The organism is Paenibacillus sp. FSL R7-0204 (assembly GCF_038002225.1).
Classification (GTDB): domain Bacteria; phylum Bacillota; class Bacilli; order Paenibacillales; family Paenibacillaceae; genus Paenibacillus_AQ.
This window is the reverse complement of the sequence record NZ_JBBOCA010000001.1, coordinates 696,759-720,380: the sequence shown is the minus strand read 5'-3', so window position 1 is coordinate 720,380 and position 23,622 is coordinate 696,759. Positions and strand designations below refer to the sequence as shown.

Here is a 23,622-nt window from a genome sequence, read left to right as displayed (position 1 = left end):
AACATCCTTATGTTGTGAAAATTGTACTAAATGAGCGCGTGTTCTTGTAGTAGTTAAATTGTTTAAATGCTACAATTTAGGTATGAGACAATCCTACAGAAATACCAAAACAACCGTATCATTCATTAACTATCATTTTGTTTTTTGCCCTAGATACAGACGTAAAGTACAGTCGATCAAGTGGAGATTCAGTTTAAGAAAATTGTTATAGAGATATGTACCGAACAGGATTGGCAGCTACTCGCAATGGAAGTCATGCCTGATCATGTGTATATTTTTCTAAACGCACTGCCAACCGATGCTCCCGCAGAACTTATGGCGATACTGAAAAGAATCACTTCCCTGCGCCTCCGTGAACAATTTAAGCACTTGAACCACTTACCTTCCCTCTGGACTCGTGCCTACTTGGTCAGTACGGCAGAGAACGTTTCAAGCAAAACGATCAAACGATATGTTGAAGAACAAAAAAAGGGGGTTGAAACCCTGCAAACCTTAACGATTCAAATCCGCATTTTTCCAACCCATCCGTCTGTATTGGTGGATATGGGCAATGAATACATCCGAACCGTCAACGAATTAACGGAGCAAGCCGAAAGGTCCGGAACGTTTCCCAAACTAACTTCAAAAACCATTCATGCCAATCTACCCTCTGCCGTAAAGAATCAAGTGATTCGAGATGCCAAAAGCCTATTTCAGCGGTTCAAGAAAACGAAAAAGCGGCCTCTTCTCCAAAAGAGGGTGTACTACGTGAACAATCAAAATTATACGATTTGGGGCAACCACATTTCTTTTCCAGTGATGCTGGAAAGAAAAGTACAATGTCTGGTGGTTCCTGTGCTTCTTTCGGATCGGGAGCGTGACATGCTTTCGAATGGGAAACTTGGACTTCTGCGAGTGGTTCAAAAATCAGCGAAATGGTTTGTTCAAATTTCAATCGAACGCCCCACTGAGCCAGCCGAGGGTCATGAAGTGATGGGGATTGATTTAGGCTTGAAAGTACCTGCTGTTGTCGTAACCTCTAGCGGAAAGACCAAATTTTGTGGAAATGGACGTCAAAACAAGTTTGTTCGCCGTAAGTACCATAGCTATCGCCGCAAATTAGGAAAGCTTAAAAAGCTATCAGTGATCCGCAAACAGAACGACAAGGAAAGTCGTTTTATGAAAGATCAGAATCACAAAATTAGCCGCCAGATCGTAAATATGGCGATTCAAGAAAGGGTATCTGTCATCAAGCTAGAGAAGCTGAAGGATATCCGTAAGACGACAAGAACAAGTCGTAAAAACGCTAAAAATCTGCATCATTGGTCGTTCTATCAGTTGCAAATGTTCATTGGATATAAGGCGGCACTCGCTGGAATCCAAGTGGTTGAAGTGAATCCGGCATACACCTCGCAAACCTGTCCCTCTTGTGGAGAGCGGAACAAAGCAAAGGATCGAACGTATCAGTGCGATTGCGGGTATACAGCACATCGAGATCGGGTCGGTGCCATCAACATCATGCGTCAACCTGTGGCAGATGGTAACAGTCTGCCAGCCTAGATAGCTATAGGCTCTGATCTAGGATGGGCGAATGAACTCGCCCTTAACTTAGCAGTAGGGCAAAGCGGAAACGTATGCGCCCGCTAACTAGCTAAGAATCCCGCCCTTTTAAGGGTGTGGAAGTTCAAAGCAGGGATTCGATAAGCTCCTTCATACTCTCCGGTGATTCCTTCGGCTCGACACGGGCCACTACATTGCCGCTGCGGTCGACCAGGAACTTCGTGAAGTTCCACTGGATATCACTGCTCTCGCCTTCACCCGGCTGCTGGCCCTTCAAGTATTGAAACAGCAGACTCGCCTCCGGACCATTCACATCGACCTTGGCGAACACCGGGAACGTGACTCCATAGTTAATCTGGCAAAAGGACTCCGCTTCCTCGCTTGTGCCCGGCTCCTGGCCGGCAAACTGGTTGCACGGAAAGCCCAGTACCACCAGCCCCTGGTCTCCGTACTGCTCGTAGAGCTTCTGCAAATCTCCGTATTGCGGGGTCAGTCCGCACTTGCTGGCCGTATTGGCGATCAGCAGCACCTTGCCCTCATAGTCCTTAAACGGCACTTCTGTACCCGAAGGCTTCACTCCGGCAAAACTATAAATCGACATTTCTGCTTCGCTTCCTTTCGGCTGTATGGCCAGTTCTTAAGTGCGCTTTAAGCTTTATATAAGTAACCTCTTCATTCTAACCTATTCTCAGCCAAAACCAAATTCCGGCGGGGATGCTACGACCTGCGCTCCAGCCCGCAGGCTTCGGCGATGAGCCGGATGGATTGCAGCTTGTCCGCGAAGTCATGGATATGCGAAGAAATCATCAGCTCCCCGCAGCGGTATTCTTCCGCCAGCAGCTGAAGCTGCTCCCTGACTTCAGCAGGCGAGCCAATGACCATCCGCTTCCGGTTATCTGTAATGGTGAAGCGGTCGTACGGGGTATATGTATAGTTCAGCGCATTCTCTACGGACGGGGTCGGAGAAGAGAGGTGTTCCCTCTCCAGGCTGACCAGCGAGAGATCCATACTGGCAGCCAGCCGGTCTGCCCCAGCCGATGTCTCCGCACAGACGGCGAACACCGCAAGCAGCGGCTTCGGCGATGCAGCAGCCACGGACGGCGCGAAACTATCCTGGTACTCATGCACCGCGCCTGCTCCTCCATTCCGGGCAATGAACCGGGCGAAAGCATACCCGGTTCCCAGCCGGGCCGAGAGCGCCGCGCTCTCCCGGCTTGAGCCCAGCAGCCAGACCTCCGGCGCTGAGTCCACCGCAGGCGTTGCCCGTAATCCGGCATAACGCTGCGGGGATGCTCCGCCCTCAGATTCATAGAGATAGGCCACCAGCTCCTGGATCTGCTGCTCATACCGGTCAACGTCGTCAATAGTGACACGGGTATCCTGCAGTGCTTTGGCGGCCAGAGCACCGCCGCCTGCCGCCCGCCCTATTCCGAGGTCGATTCGCCCGGGATAGAGCGCCTCCAGGACGCGGAAATTCTCTGCGACCTTGAACGCACTGTAATGGGGGAGCAGCACCGCTCCCGAGCCGATGCGGATCGTTGAGGTCAACGCAGCAAGATGCGCCATCAGCACTTCCGGGCTGGAGCTGGCGAGGCCCGGCGCCGCATGATGCTCCGCGACCCAGAAGCGGTGATAACCGAGCCGCTCCGCTTCGCGGGCCAGTAGCGCCGTCTGCCGGAGCGCCTCGGCCGGTGAACTTCCCTCCGGCACCGGGGATTGATCGAGAATGCTTAATTTCATATGAGAGCAGCTCCAATGGGTTGGATTTTCGAGGCTTCAGAGATACCTTGGCGTCTTGCTACTATAGGACATGTATTCCCCGCCAAACACAAGACGCAGATGCTTCTCCTCCTGTAGAATCAACAGATGAATAGCCACAGCATTTAATACTAGAATAACCAGCGTCAGCCAGCTCGGATACATGAGATACAGACCTGCGAACATCAGATTGAACCCGACGAAGGCAGCGTTCCGGCTGTACTTATACACCCCACGTGTCACCAGCTTGGTAGCTGTGGACTTATCAATTCCGACTCTCCATGAGGTACTCATCGCTGCCATGGCAAGAATGAATACCGCACACCCTATACTAACTATACCCATACCGATATAATTCACAACCGGAAGATTATAATGGCGCCCGAGCAAGCTCACAAGATACGGCTCAGCTACGGACATCAGGAACCATGTAGCGCCCCACAGAAGCGTAGCGATTTTGACAAACCATTCGGTTGATTTAATGGCCGTAATCTTCTTACCTTTGCCCAGCACATTGGCCTGGATGTTGTTCTTTCTGTTGAGAATTACAAGCTTTAACACATAAGAGGCAAGGAACGTACAGAATAAGATCAGGGACAGGAGGTTGAGGGTAGTCATTGGATGTGTCAAAGGTTTCTTACACAATAAACAGGCCGCTCCGCAACAATCACGGACCCGCCTGCTTAACTTCAAGCTGGTGTACTTTTAGGTTTATTTACTTTATTGAAAGGAGTGCAGCAACGCTGTTAATACTACTTTTCCAGGGAGCCATGTTGCTTCTGCAGCTTACCGGCGCTGCTTCTGCTTTCTCTACTGCTGCACCATCTTCACCAGCATATGCGCCAGCCGGTGGCGCTCCTCCTTGTTGCCGGCCTTCCACAATTCCAGCAGCAGCTTCTCTTCACTATTGCGGGGCTCCTCATACGCTGCCAGGTAACCGGCAATTTTCTCGGCGGCCAGTGCCAGCTGTTCGTCGCTGAGACCGATTTTTTGCGCCAGTTGAATGCGCTTTCCTAAATACGCCTTGAAATGCTCGAAGTTGTCCAGAATCATCTCCTTCTGCCCCGGATCGATCCGGTCCAGCGCCTCCGTTACCCGGTTCATGGTCACACTGCCGTCCTTACTCACCACATGATTATGTTCAGACATCAAGAAACGCCTCCCATTTCATAGTGTGTAGTTTCCCACTACTTAACCAGCGTTCCCGGGGGTGAACCATACTGGTGACGAGCCAACGCCCGCCCGGAGACACAAACGGCCCCGCGAATCGCGGGACCGCCTGATTATAGTGTAGGGTTAATTCGACACCGGGACGGCGTCATAATATTCTTCGAGTGTAATCCCTCTTTCGGCGATGGAAGCGGCAATCTCCTTGCCTACATAGCGGACATGCCAAGGCTCGTACTTGTACCCGGTAATGGCCTCCTTGCCCTCAAGGAACCGGATGATATAGCCGTATTCAGCGGCATGGGCGGCAAGCCACTCCGCTTCCTTCGTCCCTGCAAAGCAGCTCTCGGCTGCACATTTCCCGTCTCTGCCGGACAGGTCAATGGCCAGTCCCGTCTGATGCTCGCTGTGTCCCGGCATGGCACTGTAGGTGCGGGCCTTCTCTTCACCATCTCTGGCGACATAGTTATTGAACAGCCTTTTCTGGGTCGATTCCGAACGGTAGCCGGATACACCGGCCAGATAGACCCCGTCCGCCTTAGCCCCCGCGAACATTTCCTCCAGCGCCGCAGCCGCTTCACGCCGCAGCATGCGCTTCTCAATCTTTTCCGAGAAAATAAAAGGAACATCCGGGTAGACCAGATCGGAAGGCTTATACTGCTCCGGCAGGCTGTACTGCTTATTGACCATGACCGCGATGCTCTCCGGCTCGGCTACCACCATCTCCGCAGCATTGTTCCCGGATGTGCCATTGCCTGAACCGCCAGGATCTGGCTGATCCGTAGGCTCAGGCACTGCCGAAGCTTCAGGCGCTGCCTCCGGCCCCCCGGCTCCCAGATCTGTGCCTGCATTTATATTGGTTCCGTTCTCCTGGGAAGCGGACGGTGCCGTGTACTTCCCGATTCCCCAGCCGACCGCAATGACGACGATGAGTAGAATGACAATTTTGGCGGTTTTGGACATGCTGTGTAATCCTCCTAAACGTTGTGTACCCCGCACTCCTGAATTCAGCAGAACCTGTTGTAGCAAAAGTGCAGGTTACATTCTATATCTCTCTATACTTGTACCCGGTTGTCCCGGTATCTAATAGACATGCCTAATAGCCAAAAGGTTTCAGTAAATAAATATTACCATAGAGTCATTGGCTGTTACGCCAACGGCCCTATGGTAACAAGGATTAGCTATGCATGTAAAGCGCCTTTATCTGGAGGAGCCGCGTCCGCCGCGTGAACCGCCGCCAGAGCCTCCACTGCGCCCGCCGCGCGATGAATTCCCGCCGCTGCTGCGTCCGCCTGAGCTGAAGCCGCCCTTACCGCCCTTGGAGCCGCCGCGAGAGCCGCCCTTGGGAGCGGAGGCGCCTTCGCCACCGGCATCGTTGCTGCGCGCTACATGCGCCCGGAATTTCGGGCTCGACTTCGCGCCGCCGGGATTATACCCGGCACCTGAGCCGGCACCCTTCGAAGCGCCGTAGCTGAAGCCGCCGGCATCTGCGCCCCGGGATACGTTGGTGCTGTAGCCGCTGCTCGGCCCGCCCTGGGCGGCCTTGCCTCTCGCGGCACCGCCGCGCGCAGCGCCGCCCTTGCCGCCGCGCCCGCCTGCGGCACCTGCACCCGCACCCGCAGCATAGCCGCTGGCCGCTGCGCTGTCGCCGCCGCTGGCGAAGGCGCCGTAGCCGCCGCCAGGTCTCGGCTTCTTCGCCGCGCCTTGCCCGGCGGAGTCGCCCTTCGGCGCCGCAGCTGCGCTGTACGCGCTGCGCTTGCCGCCTCCGGCCGCGTCCTTCCGGCTGCGGCCGCCGCCTTCCGCAGGCGCGCCCCAGCCGCCTGCGTCCTTGCCGCCGCGTCCGCGCCCGCCCGGACGCCCTGCGGCTTCGCCGCGCGGCGCACCGCCGCTGCGGCCCTGCCCGCGGCCGCCACGACCGGCGCGCGCTGCTTCAGGCGCCGCGCTCTGCCGGCTGCGCGGCGAGCCGCCGCCTTGGACAGAGGTGAATTCGCCTACGCCGAATTCATCCTTCTCGTACCGGCGGCGGTCCAGCCGCTGGGAGATGCCGTGCTCGATCAGTTCGAGCCCGTCGCGCTCGCGCGGCGAAGCGAACGTGATTGCGAGGCCCTTGCCTCCGGCGCGGCCCGTGCGGCCAATCCGGTGAATATAGCTGTCCGCATCCAGCGGAAGATCATAGTTGAAGATATGGGTGATTCCTTCAACGTCCAGGCCGCGTGCAGCCACATCCGTAGCCACCAGCAATTGGAGCTTGGCGTCACGGAACCGCTTCATGACGGCTTCGCGCTTGCCCTGCGACAGATCGCCATGCAGCTCGTCGCATTCATAACCGGCCGCCTGCAGCGCCTCGTTCAGCTTGATGGCCCGGCGCTTCGTCCGGCAGAAGATGATCGCCAGGTAAGGACGGTCGCGCTCGATCAGGGAGATTAGCGCCTCTTCCTTATTGCGGTCCGAGCATTCCACCACCTGCTGGCGGATATTATCCAGAGGGATCGGCGAGCCGCTCTTAATAATGACATCCAGCGGCTCCTTCATATAGTTCGCTGCCAGCCGCTTGATCGGGTCCGGCATTGTCGCAGAGAACAGCATCGTCTGGCGGCGGTAAGGCACCGCCGTGATGATCGTCTCCACATCCTCCAGGAAGCCCATATGCAGCATCTGATCCGCTTCATCCAGCACCAGCATCTTCACACCGCTGAGGTCCAGAGTCTCCCGGCGCAGGTGATCCAGCAGCCGTCCCGGCGTACCGATGATCAGATGTCTGCCGCCTTCCAGCTTACGCAGCTGCTTCTCCACATCCTGGCCGCCGTAGACCGCCAGAATCTTCACACCCGTATGACGGGCCAGCTTGCGCGCCTCTTCGGTAATCTGCAGCGCCAGCTCACGCGTCGGCGCAAGAATCAGCGCCTGCGGATACGCGGCCTCGACCCGGATCTTGTCCATAATCGGCAGCAGAAAAGCCAGCGTCTTCCCCGTTCCCGTTTTCGCCCGCGCAATTACATCCAAACCCTGCACCAGCGGCGGAATCGCCTCTTCCTGCACCGGCGTCGGCTTCACGATGCCCTGCCCCTTGAGCAGATCGATCAGCACTTCTGATACTCCTAAATCTTTAAAACCCGGCAATTGCTCCACCTCACTAATTTCCCTAAATTTTCAGTTCATCCTGTCAGTCCATAACTTATATTCACATTCTTATCGTTTCAAATAAAAGCGGAAGCACCCCGTCACCGGAGCCCTTCCGTCCCATGGGCCCGCAAGGCAGCGGTCAAACGTTCGGTTTATACGGCGCAGCAGCGATCCACCGGACGTTCAGACGGCACTCCATTTGCGTTCCATTACACTTTAATTGTGGCAAGTTATCTTAATATTGTACTTGATTTTGCAGCCTTTGTGTGCATCCGGCGAAGAATAATTATTTATCCGGCTCTTCCGGCTAGAATCTTCCCGATTTGAAGATGGAGAACAGCAGCCACAGAATCATCAGCAGTGCGATGACCGAACCGATCTCCACAATCGGGAAGTCCCAGAGCAGCGACGGCTCGCCGCGCAGGGAGGAGGCAACAATCAGTCCGGCCATGATGATGCTAAAGGCCAGCAGTACGATACTGAAGGAGAGGCGGTTACCGATCCGGCTGAACTTATGCTCCAGGTCCTGCAGCTCGGGTACCCCGATCTCTACCTTCAGCTTCCCCTTGCTGATCAGCGAGGAGAGCTGCCTGGCCTGGGCGGGAAGCTCGACCAGACTCTCGGCAAGATCAGCTACTCCGCCCAGCAGCTTGCGCTGCAGGCGGCTTCCGCTGAAGCGCTGCTTGACCAGACGTCTGCCGAACGGCTCGGCCATCTGCATAATGCTGAATGCCGGGTCCAGGCTGGCGACCATACCCTCCAGGGTCAGCATCGTCTTGCCCAGCAGCGCCAGATCCGGCGGAATGACCAGCCGGTGCTTGCGGGCAATGCTGAACAGATCATTCAGCGCCTTGCCGATGCTGACCTGCTTGAACGGAATATCATAATACTGCTCGCGCAGCCGGTCCATATCCTCGTGCAGCGCCATCCGGTCAGCATCCTCCGGGATCACCCCCAGGCGCAGAATCGCCCGTACCATCGAGTCCGTATTCTTGCGCATGAGTGCAATCACCAGCGCGGATAGCCCGTCCTTCATCTCCTCGCTAAGCCGCCCGACCATTCCGAAGTCGATCAGAGCCAGCTTCCCGTCCTTCAGCACCATAATATTGCCGGGATGCGGGTCGGCATGAAAGAAGCCATGAATAAAAATTTGATTCAGCATCATCTCAACGAGCTGCTGGGCGATCGTCTTAAGCTTCACGCCCGAGCCCAGCAGCTCGTCTTTGCGGTTAAGCGTAATTCCTTCCATGTACTCCATGGTTAGAATCCTGGTGGAGCTGAAATCCCAATAGATGGCCGGAATATATACGTTATCTTGAGCGGACAGCTGCCCGGCTATACGTTCGGCATTGCGCCCTTCCTGGGCGTAATCCAGCTCCGCCATCAGGGCCCGTGAGAATTCCTCGACCATCCGGGCTAATCCGTATTGCCTGGCCCAGTCCATCTTGCGCTCGGCGAGCAGGCTTAGATCCGATAGAATCTCAAGATCCCTGCCCATCGTCCGCATGACGCCTGGACGTTGTATTTTGACCGCAACACTCTGCCCGCCATGCAGCACAGCACGGTGCACCTGGCCGATGGAGGCGGCAGCGAGCGGATTGTTCTCGAAGTATTCGAAGACCGCATCAATAGGCTGGTCCAGCTCCTGCTCCAGAATATTGCGGGCCGTCTCGGCTGAGAACGGCGGCACATTGTCCTGCAGCTTGACCAGCTCCTGAATAATCGCATCAGGCAGCAGATCGGAGCGCGTACTGGCAAGCTGGCCCAATTTGACGAAGGTCGGCCCCAGCTCCTCCAGCACCCTGCGGACCCGTTCAGCGAGGGTCACACTTTCATGAACCTCCTGTGTGATGATCCGGCGGGGAAGCGACAGAAGATGGTAGAGGCCCAGTTCCTCCACCATATAGCCGAAGCCATGACGCATAAGCGCCATGGCGATTGCCCGGTAACGTCCGGCATGCCTTATGCGGACAGCCATTTATTCCGTACGCTGTTCCGGCACGGTGGTCTCCTGGGGGGACTTGCCCTCAAGCTCGGCAACACGGCCCTCAAGCTCGGCAACACGGCCCTCAAGCTGGGCAATGCGCGACTCCAGCCTGGTGATATCCTCCTGTACAGGTACCTTAAGCTCCTTCAGCACCCGCTGAACCTGCTCCTGCACGGCAGACTTGAACACACCCCGTTCTTCATCTCCGCGCTCTACCAGCCGTTCCACCAGCGCCTTGGATTCCGACGGGGCCAGCTCGCCCCGCTTCACCAGCTCGTCTACGACCTTTTCAACCTTTTCCTTGCTGACAATGGTGAGGCCTACGCCTAATGAGATAGCTTTCTTCAACAGATCACTCATGGTACTTCCCTCCCAAAGATTGCAGTTATGGATAAAGTATACCCCTTCGCCTGCCATTTCACAAAATAACCCCACAAAGTGGGGCTTGGCTTCCGATATTGCTGATTATTTGCCGGTTATCTGGGGATACGCGCCGCCCAGGTGGCTGCCCGCAGAATCAGCTGACGGATCGCCGGATGCCGGAACGAAGGCTCATGATGGCCGGGCATCAAATAGACTACCCGTCCCAGGCCATAGCTGTGGCACCAGGCCGCAGGCAGCATCTCCCCGTCCGCTTCGTATTCGAGCAGAATCTGCTTCTCGGTGAACGGATCGAACTCGAACCGGTACGGCTCTTCATCGAGCTGGAAGTCTTCGATGCCTTCGGTAATATCATGCTCCTGCACCTTGAACTGAAGCGGAGTATAGGCCGGGTGGCCGGTGAATCTGGCACCGATCAGCTGGGCCAGCTCATAACGCTTCGCCAGGGATACCCCGGTGTGCAAGACAATCAGACCGCCTCCTCCGCTGACATAGCTCAGCAGACCTGCCGTCTGCTGCGGAGATACGGTTTCATTCCACAATTCATTATATGCGATGCACAGATCATATCCGGACAAATGCTCGCTCAGCATCAGCTTCTTGTTCTCCGAGCATTGCACAGTCAGAAGCTCATTCAGAATTTCACTGACCTGCTTGTCCACACCTTGCAACGGGTGAAACCGGGGGTGTGTGTAATCGCCTAACAACAGGCATTTTCTCTTATCCATAGGTCTCCTCCTCCATATCTCTCTGTAGTTGTAGTTGAACGTCCGCTGCTAGCGGTTAGCCGCAATATAGCGGCCCAGGGTAACGAACATGCTGCCCATCCGTTCGTGCTCCGGCATGACGATCCGCTTCACGCCTTCTTCCTTCAGGGCCTCCGAAGTCATTCGGCCGACAGATACCGCAAGCACCTTGTCTTCAAAAGCCTGCACCAGCGCCGCAAGCTGCCCCTGCTCCCGCGCATGCTGTGCCAGGAAGCGGAATTGCGGCGCACTTGTGAACGCCACCGCATCCACCTGACCTTCCGTGATCTCTGTAAGCAGCAGATCCAGCGCTCCAGGCTCCGGTTGAGTATACCGGTAAGGCTGCACACAGCTTACAGCTGCGCCTGCCTGCTCCAGCCATCCGACCAGCTGCGGGGCAGTCTCCCCGTGCAGCTGAAGCATGACGCGCTTACCCTGCAGATCATAGTCCTGCAGGCCGCGGATCAGTCCGGCAGAGCTGCCGTCATCGTCACGCACGACCGGCTCAAGTCCCCGTTTCTTCAGGGCGTTTACTGTCTTATAGCCACGGGCAGCAACAGGTGAGGCAGAGAGAACCTCCAGGAAGCGGTCTGCAAGCGCAAGCTTCGCAGCCGTCTCGAACAATGCGTCCAGCCCCATACCGGTAGTCAGAATAGCCAGATCCGGCGGCTGCTCCGTCCAGGCAATCAGCCCCTCACGCAGGGCGGCATCATCCAGAAAGGTTGTCCCTTGAGCGGGACGGTGCAGCGCGGTTCCTCCCATATTCTCTACCAGCTTGGCCATGTCTTCCGCTTTACGCGGACCGGCCAGGGCCACGGTAATGCCCTTTAATTGCTCTGCCATGAACGCTTCTCCCCTTCATCACCCCGTATTGTTGCTTATCAGTATACTTGCAAAGTGAGGTAAAAGAAAAGACCAGACCGCATATTCGGCCTCATGAATTCTGCTGACCCCCAGCGCGGGTCTCCCCCGGTTTGACCGCTTCCGGTACGGCAGGAGCCTCGTTACCAGGGTAAAGCTTGAAGCGTCCCACCAGCTGCTGTAATTCATCGGCTTGGCGGCTAAGGTCGGCTGAGGAAGAGGCGATCTCTTCCACCGAGGCAAGCTGCTGCTGGGCTGCTGCCGAGATCGTCTCGGTACTGCCTGCCGCAGCCTCGGTGATGCCGCGGATCTCGCTAATGGCCTGGTCCAGACTGTCTGCTTCTGCAGTCAGGGTCTGAACGCCTTCATTCATCCCGCCTATGGTCTCCGCGGCCCCCCTAATTGCCCTGCGGATGCGCGAGAACGAACGTCCCGTTGTATCTACAGCCATAATGCCGTCCATTACCTTGCTCTTCGCCTCCTCCATAGATGCCGTAGCCCGGATCATCTCTGCATGGATAGAGGTTACCTGTTCGGAGATCAGGCTGGCCGACTTCCCGGATTCTTCGGCCAGCTTGCGGACCTCCGAGGCTACCACAGCGAATCCGCGCCCCTGTTCACCGGCTCTGGCCGCTTCTATGGACGCATTCAGCGCCAGCAGGTTCGTCTGCCGCGAGATTCCCGAGATCACACCGGTAATCCCCTGGATCTGCCCGACCCGCTCACTCAGCTGATCGATAACGGTACCCATTTCCTCCACGGTCTCATGAATCCCGTTGATTTTGTCGACTACGCTGATGACCGAATCATTTCCCTCCGAAGCCGACAGCGAGGTCTTGTCCATCATTACCGACACCTGCTTCATGAAATCCGAGATATGGGCTACCTCGGTTGTGGTGGCAGCTGTGCTTGCCATCCCTTTATGCACACTGCCCACCTGCTGCTGCGTGCCGGCCGCCATCTCCTGGATGGCCACTGTAACATGCTCTATAGCTTTGGTCGTCTGCTCTGCCCCAGCGCTCAGCTGCTCGGCGGAGAAAGAGACATTATCCGTCATAGTCTGTACCCCGATAATCATCTGCCGCAGATTATCCACCATCTGGCGGAAATTCACGGCCAGCAGACCGATCTCATCCCCCCGGAAGTCCCCGATATCCTGCGACAGGTCGCCGCCGGCAATCCGCTCGGTTGCCTTGCGCAGGCGGATCAGCGGCTTCAGAATCGATGCGGTGTTGAAATAGATCAGCACCAGCGCCAGCAGCACGGATATAGGGAGGACCAGCCAGACCGTCTCACGGATATCGCTGGTTGCCTGTGTAATCTCATTCAAGCTGATGGTGCCCCCGATTCTCCAGCCCGTCAGCTCATTCACCATGAAGGTCATCTTCTTGGGTGCATCCTTATATACATAATCGAAGCTTCCGCTCTCGCTCCCGAACATCTGCTTCACGAACTCAAGCGAGGATTCCGCGCCAATCGCTTCTGTGGGGTGAACCAGGAATTTCTTGCTGCTGTCGATAATCAGAATGTAGCCCTCCTGGCCAACCTTGATGTTCGTCATACCAGCAAGGAAGGACAAATTCAGATCAAGGCTGACTACACCGTTTCCGCCCGCGAGCACCGCCGATACCGCAATGGCGCTCTCCCCCTTCACCGTCTGAAATACCGGGGAGATCACTGTGCCGCTGCCCTGCTTAAGCGCATTGATATATGTATTTTCCTTGCGGGGATCATAACCCTCCGGGAGCTCCAGCTCTGCCGCACGGATGCTCTTGCCTTTGCTGGTTCCGGCATAAATATCAAGCACATCGGGATGCAGCGCCGCATACTCCCTCAATCTGCTCTCCAGCTCAGGGGCCGTCAGACCAGCCGCCTCGTTATTAATGGAATCTGCCGGAAGCTGTCCGGCAAAATAGAGGATATCATCTATTTTCGACTGAATATTGGAACTTATGATCTGGTTCACTGCAATTACACTTTCCTGGGCATTATTAGTAAGCTGCTCTTCCATGGTGCTGCTGGCCGATTGATAGGTTAACCAGCCTATAATGATGCTCGGTACCAGCAAGACAAGCAGATAGGTAGTAATCAGCTTCGTACGGATGTTCAGACGCACCTTTTTATTCATATGATGGACTCACTCTCTTTCTTCATGGGTCTTAAGATGGATCATGGCAGCAGGCTTAATATATAATTAAATATCAGCCCCCGAAACCCTCTTTTTTCCCGTAATTGATGATAATTTCCCTATATTTATTGATGATTTTTATAGGAGCACAGCAAAAAGACCGTTCCAATGTAAACGGTCTTTTGTTATATTCCGTTACTATGCGGACCATCGCAGCTCATACAAACGTCCTAGTTCTGGCGTGAATTCTTGCTCTGGCAGGCCGGGCATACGCCACCGAATACCACATGCGTATGAGTGATCGAATAGCCCGTATCCGCCGCTACCGAATCGCTCCACTCCTGCGGGACTTGGCTCATTACTTCATCCACAGCACCGCAGATTTCACAGACAATATGCTGGTGGTCGTCCAGACGGGCGTCATAGCGGCTGGCCGCCTCGCCCAGCTTCAGCTCGCGGATCATCTGCTTATCTGTAAGATAGCGCAGGGAATTGTAGACCGTTCCATAGGCCAGGTTATGCCCCTGCTCGACCAGCCGGTTCATGACTTCGGCAGCGGTAGGGTGATCATGGGAATTGCGGACGATATCGTATACGGCTTGACGCTGAGAGGTAAGGTTCAGGGTTCTCATCTTGATCATCCTCTGATTTGTTTTTAGATCAAGTATAAGTCCTGATGCCGGAAGCGTCAATCCGCTGCGACTCTATTTGATCATTCCCGAGAATTTAATGTCCACCTTGGCCTTGACCTGAAATTGCAGCCGCGGATACAGACGCTCCCAGTCAGCCATCTCCGTATCATTATTCCAGTGCCGTGCACCATAATGCAGCCCCCAGCCCAGCGGGTCCAAGCCGCTGCCCCGGATCTTATTCAGCAATGCAGTCACGGCTGCGTTCAGCTCGCCCTCCCCTGCCTGTCCAATTTTCTTCAGCATAGATTCGGTAATCATCTCCTCTGTGCTGGTCTCCTCCAGAATCGCACGGATCTTGATGGTGTAACGGATATACGGTTCTCCCTCCGGCGGAGTGACGATCCGGTAGCCGGGGGAGGAGCTCTCGGTGTAGTACTGATACATTCCATTGCCCAGATGGGCGGGAAGGTTCGTCCGCAGATCGGGGCGGGACAACAGATTAAACAGCCGGGTCTCATCAGGTGTAAGCACGAGCTGGATTTTGTTCTTATCGAACAGAGCAATTTTATTAATGAGGAATTGATCCTTCTTCTGTGCTTCAATGATCGGCAGGATGGGATCTATCCCCACCTCATAGATGTTCCTCATCAGTTGGTAGGAGTACACACTGGAGATGAACGGCGACTCTGTTCCTTGCCCGCTCATGGCCAGAATCAGCGAATTGGACGGAATGCGCTCGGAGGGCGGCTTGACCATCAGCACCGCCAGCGCATCGGGCCGGCCCACGGCAAAATTTAGAATCAGCTGGATGTCTCTGCGCCGGACCGCCCAGTCCGTTACATGCCGGATATCCCTGGCGGCAAGACCTTCACCCAGAATCACCGATTTGCAGTGCACATAGTCAAGCTCCTTCTCCACCTTGGACTTCATTCTACGGAGCGCCTCGGAGATACTATCCGATTCTTCGGTGAGGATCTGCATCTTCTCGTCAATCTTCGTAACATCCCCTTGCGGGATCGCCAGCTTCAGACTGACCTTGAATTTCCCTTCCACCTGGCCGGAATCCACGCCGATCGCCACCACGAAGATCCGCCGGTCGATATCCTTGAAATTGCACCCGGTCATTGTTATGGCCAACACCATGCACAGCAGCAGCATCCCCGCCCTGCCGGCACCAGCTTGTACTCTCATGCTCTGCGCCTCCTTACGACTACCCAATAGCACCAGAACAACAGCAGGATCATCAGCAGCTCCCCGTACCAGCGCACATGCAGCAGCATGACTCCCAGCATGTTAAGTTCATATTGATCCAACCGCATCAGGAACATAGTGCCTACAGCGAACAGGCCCAGAATGATGCTCTCCTGCCACAGCCTGGTTTTGGGCTTGTCTGCCGCAGACGGAAGCAGGCTGAAGAGCAGCTCCTTGCCGACATGCCACTGGATAATCGCACTGACCAGCGACAGCGTGCTATACGCAAAATAAAAGATAAAGAGCATCCGCTCGATCAAAAATGCCTCAATGTGGATACTATCCGCCGTGGTGAACCATGTATATACATGCCGTTCAATGCCAACCGTCCCATGATAGCCGATGGGCACAAAAAAAGTGATCGCCAGCACCAGCAGGCCCTCCAGGCTCAGAATCCACACATGCTTCAGCTTCAAGCCATGAAATACCCGGTTGAAGATGGCTAAATTAATATAGCCGCTGAATGTAAACGTCGCAGCCGCAACACTGTTCAAATCCGGGGCGTGCAAGGCATGGGTCATCACCTGCAATACCGCATCCCAGCTAAAATTCGGATTCACCAGCGCCTTGACGGTCGAATACAGAATCAAGGGCAGCGTGATGCTGAGCATCACCTCCAGGCCATAGAGCAGCGACAGCGAATCTATGCGTGAGCATAGGCAGACCACCGCCAGGAACCCCAGCAGGACTGCTGTAGGGTCTGTATCCGGGCTGATGAACCGCAGGGTAATATCCACAAACGACAGGATAATCAGCGCCCCGGCCATATACCAGAGCACTGCAAATGCTAGAATCAGCGGAGAAGCCAGCAGCTTGGGCAGGGCCGATCTCAGAATCTCCGGCAGTCCCTGCCCGGGGAATTTATGTATCACCTTAGTGAACAGATAGATGAACAGGGTCCCTGTAACCACCGCAACGAGAATGGAGGACTGCGCGCCATCGAAGCGGGCATCGATCAGCTCCCGGGGGGTGAAGTTGATGATATTGATTAGGGAATTCATGAGAAACAGACAATAGAAATAGCGGCTCTTCGCCATTATGGACCCCTTCTTTTCTTCTTCAGGGCAGCTCCCAGTGTATCGAGGGCAAACATCTTAAAATACGGCTGGCTGAAGCTGCGCTGGCTGCATAAATACATTGTGAAGCCCACCAGACAGACGACGACACCGACCAGCCCCAAGATGGCCGCAGCGACGACAAAGAAATATTTCAGGACACGGATCGAGAAGCTCATCATATTCAGCGGCACCAGGAAATTGGATATGGCCACTACGGAGACAAGAATAATCATAATATTCCCGATTAGCCCCGCTGCTGTAGCCGCTTGTCCGAGAATCAGCCCGCCGACCGTCGTGGCCGTCGGGCCAATCGCCCTGGGCAACCGCAAGCTGGCCTCGTTCAGGAATTCCATCATCAGCATCATCAGAAGTACCTCAACGAATGAAGGATACGGCACCGTCGCGCGGCTTCCGCCGATCAGCAGGGCAATTTGCACACGCACAATCTCCGGATTGTAGGAGGTGAAGGCAATGTACAGGGCCGGCAGCCACAGCGTCATCGCCACCCCCATGATGCGCAGCAGCTTCAGGAAGCGGCCTACGAACGGAAGGTGGATTTTGTCATCCATCGCGGTGAAGAAATCATTGAATATGGAGGGGAGCACAATCGCGTACCCGGTAGTATCCAGCAGGAGCGCTACCTTGCCTTCGGCCAGATTAAATACAACCCGGTCCGGGCGCTCGGTAACAATCGTCTTGGGAAAAATGCGCAGCTTGTCGCTGCTGATATACTTCTCCAGCTCACCGGCAGCCTGCAGGACATCCAGCTTAAGCGAGTCCAGCTTCTCGTGCAGCTCCGCCAGAACCTCTTGATTCACCCGGTCCTTGTCATAGAGAATCGCCACCTTGGTTTTGGATACATGGCCGATCACGGTGAATTCCATCTTGAGCGCAGAGGATTGATAACGCCGCCGGATCATGTTCAGATTGACCGCCAGGCTCTCCCCCAGCGCATCGGAAGGGCCTTGGCTGATGCTCTCCGTAATCGTCTCGCTAATCGCGCTGACCTCGGACTTAATCACATCGAAGAAGCAGAGCTTGCCCAGCCTGCTTATACAGGCATATCCGCTGAGCAGAAGCTCCAGCGCGCGCGCTCCCTCCGCGACCTCCTCACTACCGGGGTAACCGGCGAGGTAGCTGTAATACGCTGCGGGATTGTTCATCTCATAGAACGGTGCAATGAGATTCCGGCTGATCGCCTGTGCATCCGTCACGCTTTTGATATACAGCAGCCTGAGCTCCCCGGCCGGAACGGACATGCTCTTGTCCTCCAGATCGGCGAATCCGCTTAGCTGGCTTCTGATCCACTCCAGGGAAGCTTCCTGCTTATGCTGTTGCTCGGACATGAACTCTCCCCCCTCTAAGCCCGCATCTGCATCCGACTTCTTCTTAGACTGGCACTTTTTGCACATTTTCATGCGCGTGCTGCGGAGCGGGTGCGTTTCTTTTCCCCGCGGAGTGGTAATAAATGAGATGGATAGAGATATTGAAGGAGGCAACTACAATGCACTCGCAGGAGCACCGCCCGCAAGGTCTTCCCCAATTTCCGGAATCGTTATGGCTCGGCAGCACCGGGCTACCGTCTTTTCCGAGACTTGCGGAAGATCATGTCACAGACATAGCCATCGTAGGGGCAGGAGTTGCCGGGATTACCACAGCTTATCTGCTGTCCAGGGCCGGTTATAAAGTCACCCTGCTCGAAGCGGGAAAGATCCTCGCCGGAGCTACCGGCAACACCAGCGCCAAGATCTCCGCCCAGCACGGGATGATCTATAGTGATCTGATGAAGCATTTCGGCGAGGAGCAGGCCCGGATGTATTATCAGTCGAACAGCGAGGCCATGGAGTGGATGATTGCCACAGCGGAGGAGCTGGACCTGTCCTGCGGGATGAAGCGGGAGGCGGCCTACCTGTATGCGGATCAAGGCGACGAGAAGACGCTGAAGGCGCTGAATAAGGAATTCCAGGCTTATGGCAAGCTGAGACTGCCCGGAGAGTGGCTGGATCAGGTACCCCTGCCGCTGCGCGCGGGCGGGGCCATCCGGATGCCGGATCAGGCCCGTTTTCACCCGCTGGAGTATCTGAAGGGTCTGTTGCAGGCGGTTCTGGACAGGGGCGGCACTGTATTTGAGCATACGATGATCGGAGAGAAAGTGGATACAGACGGACAGTTAACCCTGCATACTGAAGGAGAGAAGTTCCAGATCCGCTGCCGCCATGCCGTGTCGGCTTCCCACTTCCCCTTCTATGACGGCGGGTCCCTCTACTTCTCGCGGCTGCATGCCGAACGCTCCTACTGTCTGGCGTTCGAGCCGGAGACGGATTATGAGGGCGGCATGTATCTGAGTGCCGGTGAACCAACCCGCTCGCTGCGGGCAGTGGAATGGGGCGGCCGGAAGCTGGTCATTGCCGGAGGAGAGAACCATAAGACCGGTCAAGGCATTTGTACGTTCGGCCATTATGAGAATCTGGAGCGGTTCGCCGGGGAGCTGCTGGGCATCCGCAGTATTCCGTTCCGCTGGTCCACCCAGGATCTGATCACGCTGGACCGGGTTCCTTATATCGGCAAGCGCGCCGGGGATGAGGAGGTCTATATCGCCACCGGCTTCGGGAAATGGGGCATGACGAACGGAACCGTGGCTGCCCGCCTGATCTCAGATGGCATTCTGGGGAGCAGCAACCCCTACACCGGGTTATATGATCCCTCACGCTTCAAGGCGGTACCTGCCATCAAGAACTTCATCGTGCAGAACTTCTCGGTCGCCAAGGAGCTGGTCGCCGGAAAAGTGGAGATTGTGCACACCAAGACGAAGGATCTGGAGCCGGATCAGGGTGCCGTGGTCTTCCATGACGGCAAACGTGTGGGTGCCTACCGCGACCCCGAGGGCCAATTGCATCTTGTGGACAGAACCTGTACCCACATGGGCTGTGAATGCGAATGGAATGACGCCGAGCGCTCCTGGGATTGCCCGTGTCACGGCTCCCGCTTCTCCTACGAAGGCGATGTGCTTGAAGGTCCCGCGACCGTACCGCTTAAGACAATTACGCCGGAAGACTAAAGCAGTAGACCGGGCGCTGCGGGGCATTAGCGGCACAAACGGCCCGGGGTCCAGGTGGCCAGCACTGCCGGAGCTGCGGCTCCGGCGTGATTGTGCCCGGCCGCTCAGGTATAATAGACAGTATCTTCTAGAATTACCCATCATTCTATATATAAGGAGCGTGACGACAGGTTATGGATTTGAGAGGAACCAGTATTGTCATTACAGGTGCAGGCAAGGGAATCGGCAAGGCGCTCGCTATGGCGCTCGCTAAGGAAGGTGCCAACCTGGGACTAATCTCCAGAACCTCAGCGGATCTGGAGGCGCTGAAGGCGGCGTTGACCGAGGTGTACGACATCAAGGTAAGTATCGCCGTCGCCGATATTGCAGTCCGTGAAGAAGCAGAGCGGGCGGTAGTAGCCCTGCAGAAGGATCTTGGACCCTTCGACGCGCTTATTAACAACGCCGGGATCGCCCAGTTCGGCACGTTCCTGGAGATGGACCCGGCAGACTGGGAACGGCATATGCAGATCAACCTGTTCGGGGCCTATTATGTAACCCGCGCGTCCCTGCCTGCGATGATTGAGCGTTCGAGCGGAAATATCATTAACATCTCCTCCACAGCAGGAGAACGCGGCTTCGCCACAGGCTCCGCCTACTGTGCCTCCAAGTTTGCTCTAATGGGCATGACGGAGTCACTGGCGATGGAGGTACGCAAGCATAATATCCGTGTCGTAGCGCTGACCCCAAGCACAGTTAATACAGGCCTTGCTTCCGATGCGGGTCTTAAGATCGGGGACGAGGACCGGATGATGCAGCCGGAGGACGTTGCAGAGCTTACGCTCGCTGCGCTTAAGCTGCCTGACCGCGTCTTCTTGAAGACGGCAGGCATCTGGACCACGAATCCGCAATAACGACAGACATTACTTACAGCCCCACAAGGAGGACTTGGCATGCTGGTAGTTACCAATACAATTAAGATCAAGGAAGGGCATGGTGAAGCGCTGGCCTCACGGTTCAGCGCAGATAACGGGGTACAGAGCATCCCCGGATTCATCCGCATGGAGGTGTGGCACGCCGCTCCTAAGGAAGGCGTGGAGGAATTGAAGATCTGCACGGTCTGGGAGAATGAGGAAGCGCTGAACGGCTGGACCTCAAGTCCCGCCTTCCGGGACTCGCACCGAGGTGCCGGCCGGAACGAAGCCATTGTCGGTTCCTCGCTCGACAAGTACGAGCTGCTGCACAGCCGGACTCCCGATGTCCAGGCTGACTAGAACTTCATAAGCAATATGGACACAGGGATGCCCCGCCAGCCGTTCAGGCTTAGCGGGGCATCCCTGTTGTTATTGCTGTGTATCCGAAGCAGAGGCTTCGCTGATCTCCTGATGCTTGCCTGGCCAGAAGGCCACGCGGCCAAAGAGGACGGTGATGGCCGGGACCAGGAACGGACGGACAACGAAGGTATCCAGCAGGACACCGATCGCAGTGATGATCCCGAACTGAACCAGAACTTGAATTGGAAGGCTTGCCAGCACGGCGAACGTACCGGCCAGGATAAGTCCGGCGGAGGTAATGACCGAGCCGGTCTCATTCACACCTTCTGCAATCGCCTGCTTCAGCGGCATATGCTTACGCTTTTTCCAGATATTCGAGATCATGAAGATGTTGTAATCCTCCCCGAGTGCCACCAGGAAGACGAAGGAATATAGCGGAATGGAGCCCTGAATCGCATCTGCTCCAAGCACATAATGAATGATGATCCAGCCCAGGCCCAGTGCCGAGAAGAATGACAGGATTACCGTCCCCACTAGATATACTGTGGCTACCACAGATCTGAGATAGACCAGCAGCAGCACCGTAATCAGGCCGATAACGACCGGTATGATCAGATCAGTATCCCGTTCTCCAAGCTCCTTGGTATCGTGCTGGGTAGCAGTCTGGCCGCTGATCCATACCTTATCCTGCGCGTTCTCAATCCCGGATTCCGTCAGGGCCGACTCAACCGTAGCCTGAAGTGCCGGGATATGGTCCATCGCCTCAATCGAATACGGATTGTCCTTGAACTCGATATCATAGGCAGTAATCTTCGGGTTGACGGCACCCTGCTGCGGATCTGAGACCACATCCACGTAGGACAGGCTGCTCAGCACGGATTTCAGGTCTTCCCCGCCGGATAACCCTTCCGTATCGACCATCAGCTTGGCGGGTGCCAGCTCACCAGGGGAGAATTGCTTGCCGATCAGGTCGAAGCCTTCCCGCGACTCCATAGTCTTCGGGAACGACGACAGAATATCATAGGTGAACTTAATTCCGCTGGAGAATGAGGCCAGCACTCCCAGAAGCACTACCGTGATTCCGACAATGGCCCACGGGCGGGATACCACCAGGTATCCGATTCCTTTGCGGCGGGCAGGCTGCGGCTGCGGCACCGGTCTGCCCTTAGCCTTGGCCCGCTCTGCTTCCATCTGCGGCGTGCGCGGTACGAACGGGAAGAAGGAGGTCCGTCCAAAGATCGCAAGCAAGGCCGGAACCAGGGTCAGACTGGCTACTCCCATAATCAGAATGGATACGCTGAACGGCACTGCAAACCGGTGGTACGCGCCGTATTTGGCCAGCAACAGAGCGAAGAGGGCCAGCACCACGGTGAAGCCGCTCATCGCAATCGCCCCGGAGGAGTGGGAAATGGCGCTCAGCAGTGCACGCCCTTTATTCTCCTCTACCTTCAGCATCTGGCGGAAGCGCGAGATCAGGAACAGGCAATAGTCTGTCCCTGCCCCGAAGAGCAGCACTGTCATAATTGAGACCGCCTGCGAATCCACTGTAATCCAGCCTTCTCTGGCCATCAGACCAAGCACCGGGCTGGTTACGCCATAAGCAAATCCTACAGCAACCAGCGGAATCAACGCCAGAATGGGTGAACGATAGATCAGCAGCAGGAAGACCAGCACCAGAATGACGGTGGCAATCAGCAGCGACACATCGGCATTCTTGAATAGCCCTGTAGCATCTACCGAGATTCCAACCGGGCCGGATACGCGCAGGCTTAAGTCTCTGCTGTCCGGCTTAGCGGCAGACGGGTCAGTCCCCGTCTCCGTCCGGACCAGCTCCTTCAGGCTCTTGAGCGACTCCCCGAGCTGGTCGCTGTCCGCCGTCTTGTCGAACAGCACCGGAGTGACGAGCGTGCTCCGGTCCTCCGACAAGGACGCCTGCAGCGCCTGCGGCGGCAGCTTGCCCAGGGGCGGAACGAAGTTCTGATGCGCAAGAGGCTGCTGCTCAAGCTTGCCGTATAATGCGGTTATATGTACGAGGTCCTCCTCTGAGATTCCTCCGTCACGATGCCATACGAGCAGTGCCGGCACTCCGCTTCCGGCCGGGAATTCTCTCTCGGCAACGACCAATGCCCGCACCGATTGTGAATCCTCCGGCAGATTGGAGGCATTATTGGCAACCTGTGAATTCACCGAAGGCCATAGCATTGTAAGCACCCCGACCAGTGCAATCCACACCAGCAGAGTGATCCATTTGGTCTTGCTCCCTGCTACCCATTTTCCGTAGCCCGACATACCTTTCATCCTCTCTCCTATCCGTCCGCCCAAAAATGAGCCACGGGTCATTTTGATATCCTTATCATATATACCCCGAAATTTTTAAGCAAATCTTTTTTCTGAAATTTCGAAAAACTAGTGTGATCACTACCGTTGCTTGCCCCCTGGAATGCCTGAACTTGTGCCGTGGACGCAGGGGGATTCCGGACTCTTTTCCTAGTATAATCTGGAAAATACTATATAATACACAGGCGGCTAGAGACTTTGACTTGAACCCTGCACACGGGAATCTTGCAGAAATTGCAACTTCCGCTCACAGATAAGCTGATATTTGGAGGATTGCTGCACAAAATGCAGGAATTGTTATTGGCAGCCGATTGATAGGTAGAATTGATGCTTTCTTGCGACA

Annotated in this window: 20 protein-coding genes and 1 pseudogene; 5 read left to right on the top strand and 16 right to left on the bottom strand. The window is 55.7% G+C overall.

The features are described from left to right. Positions 1-82: 82 nt before the first annotated feature. Together tnpA and MKX42_RS03300 are read left to right on the top strand one after the other, a co-directional pair. Positions 83-471, top strand: a pseudogene (gene tnpA, locus MKX42_RS03305) (IS200/IS605 family transposase); the annotation flags it as partial. A 72-nt stretch (positions 472-543) separates the two neighbouring features. Then, positions 544-1,539, top strand: coding sequence for an RNA-guided endonuclease InsQ/TnpB family protein (locus tag MKX42_RS03300; RefSeq protein ID WP_340757605.1), 996 nt, complete (start codon positions 544-546; stop codon positions 1,537-1,539). Positions 1,540-1,663: 124 nt separating this feature from the next. Here MKX42_RS03300 and MKX42_RS03295 read toward each other — a convergent pair whose 3' ends face one another. The 15 genes from MKX42_RS03295 to MKX42_RS03225 form a co-directional block, all read right to left on the bottom strand. Further along, positions 1,664-2,140, bottom strand: a complete 477-nt coding sequence (locus MKX42_RS03295; RefSeq protein WP_340751219.1) for a glutathione peroxidase — start codon at positions 2,138-2,140, stop codon at positions 1,664-1,666. Positions 2,141-2,256: 116 nt separating this feature from the next. Further along, positions 2,257-3,279, bottom strand: a complete 1,023-nt coding sequence (locus tag MKX42_RS03290; RefSeq protein ID WP_340751217.1) for an LLM class flavin-dependent oxidoreductase — start codon at positions 3,277-3,279, stop codon at positions 2,257-2,259. 36 nt (positions 3,280-3,315) lie between these two features. After that, positions 3,316-3,915 carry a methyltransferase family protein gene (locus MKX42_RS03285; protein ID WP_340751215.1) on the bottom strand — a complete coding sequence of 200 codons (600 nt, stop codon included), beginning with the start codon at positions 3,913-3,915 and terminating at the stop codon, positions 3,316-3,318. Between the two features lie 192 nt (positions 3,916-4,107). Beyond that, positions 4,108-4,446, bottom strand: coding sequence for a DUF3243 domain-containing protein (locus MKX42_RS03280; RefSeq protein WP_340751213.1), 339 nt, complete (start codon positions 4,444-4,446; stop codon positions 4,108-4,110). 147 nt (positions 4,447-4,593) lie between these two features. Then, a complete protein-coding gene (locus tag MKX42_RS03275; RefSeq protein ID WP_340751210.1) occupies positions 4,594-5,427 on the bottom strand; it encodes a M15 family metallopeptidase in 834 nt (277 codons plus the stop codon). 237 nt (positions 5,428-5,664) lie between these two features. Continuing rightward, positions 5,665-7,551 carry a DEAD/DEAH box helicase gene (locus MKX42_RS03270; RefSeq protein WP_340751208.1) on the bottom strand — a complete coding sequence of 629 codons (1,887 nt, stop codon included), beginning with the start codon at positions 7,549-7,551 and terminating at the stop codon, positions 5,665-5,667. A 343-nt stretch (positions 7,552-7,894) separates the two neighbouring features. Then, on the bottom strand, positions 7,895-9,565 hold the full coding sequence (locus MKX42_RS03265) for an ABC1 kinase family protein (protein ID WP_340751207.1): 1,671 nt from the start codon (positions 9,563-9,565) through the stop codon (positions 7,895-7,897). Then, positions 9,566-9,934, bottom strand: a complete 369-nt coding sequence (locus tag MKX42_RS03260) for a phasin family protein (RefSeq protein ID WP_340751205.1) — start codon at positions 9,932-9,934, stop codon at positions 9,566-9,568. Positions 9,935-10,050: 116 nt separating this feature from the next. Then, positions 10,051-10,683, bottom strand: a complete 633-nt coding sequence (locus MKX42_RS03255; protein WP_340751203.1) for a ThuA domain-containing protein — start codon at positions 10,681-10,683, stop codon at positions 10,051-10,053. Positions 10,684-10,731: 48 nt separating this feature from the next. Then, a complete protein-coding gene (locus MKX42_RS03250; protein WP_340751201.1) occupies positions 10,732-11,544 on the bottom strand; it encodes a uroporphyrinogen-III synthase in 813 nt (270 codons plus the stop codon). A gap of 91 nt (positions 11,545-11,635) precedes the next feature. After that, entirely contained in the window at positions 11,636-13,690 is a 2,055-nt protein-coding gene (locus tag MKX42_RS03245) for a methyl-accepting chemotaxis protein (protein WP_340751199.1), read from the bottom strand. 230 nt (positions 13,691-13,920) lie between these two features. Then, the gene (locus MKX42_RS03240; RefSeq protein WP_340751197.1) at positions 13,921-14,322 is read right to left on the bottom strand and encodes a Fur family transcriptional regulator; all 402 of its coding nucleotides are present in this window, start codon (positions 14,320-14,322) and stop codon (positions 13,921-13,923) included. A 72-nt stretch (positions 14,323-14,394) separates the two neighbouring features. Then, complete coding sequence (locus MKX42_RS03235; RefSeq protein ID WP_340751194.1) at positions 14,395-15,513, bottom strand: Ger(x)C family spore germination protein; 1,119 nt, start codon at positions 15,511-15,513, stop codon at positions 14,395-14,397. After that, positions 15,510-16,610 (bottom strand): GerAB/ArcD/ProY family transporter, encoded by a 1,101-nt coding sequence (locus MKX42_RS03230; RefSeq protein ID WP_340751192.1) that lies wholly within the window; start codon positions 16,608-16,610, stop codon positions 15,510-15,512. Before MKX42_RS03230 ends, MKX42_RS03235 begins: the two co-directional genes overlap by 4 nt. Continuing rightward, positions 16,610-17,977 carry a spore germination protein gene (locus tag MKX42_RS03225; protein ID WP_340751190.1) on the bottom strand — a complete coding sequence of 456 codons (1,368 nt, stop codon included), beginning with the start codon at positions 17,975-17,977 and terminating at the stop codon, positions 16,610-16,612. Before MKX42_RS03225 ends, MKX42_RS03230 begins: the two co-directional genes overlap by 1 nt. A 158-nt stretch (positions 17,978-18,135) precedes the next feature. Between MKX42_RS03225 and MKX42_RS03220 the strand changes: the two genes are divergently transcribed. The 3 genes from MKX42_RS03220 (at position 18,136) to MKX42_RS03210 (ending at position 20,942) form a co-directional block, all read left to right on the top strand. Further along, positions 18,136-19,689, top strand: coding sequence for an FAD-dependent oxidoreductase (locus tag MKX42_RS03220; protein ID WP_340751188.1), 1,554 nt, complete (start codon positions 18,136-18,138; stop codon positions 19,687-19,689). A gap of 173 nt (positions 19,690-19,862) precedes the next feature. Then, positions 19,863-20,582: a 3-ketoacyl-ACP reductase gene (locus MKX42_RS03215; RefSeq protein WP_340751186.1), complete on the top strand. Its 720-nt coding sequence runs from the start codon at positions 19,863-19,865 to the stop codon at positions 20,580-20,582. A 39-nt stretch (positions 20,583-20,621) separates the two neighbouring features. Further along, complete coding sequence (locus tag MKX42_RS03210) at positions 20,622-20,942, top strand: antibiotic biosynthesis monooxygenase (protein ID WP_340751184.1); 321 nt, start codon at positions 20,622-20,624, stop codon at positions 20,940-20,942. Positions 20,943-21,011: 69 nt separating this feature from the next. Here the strand turns inward: MKX42_RS03210 and MKX42_RS03205 are convergent, their stop codons facing one another. Beyond that, positions 21,012-23,240, bottom strand: a complete 2,229-nt coding sequence (locus MKX42_RS03205) for an MMPL family transporter (protein WP_340751183.1) — start codon at positions 23,238-23,240, stop codon at positions 21,012-21,014. Positions 23,241-23,622 lie beyond the last annotated feature (382 nt).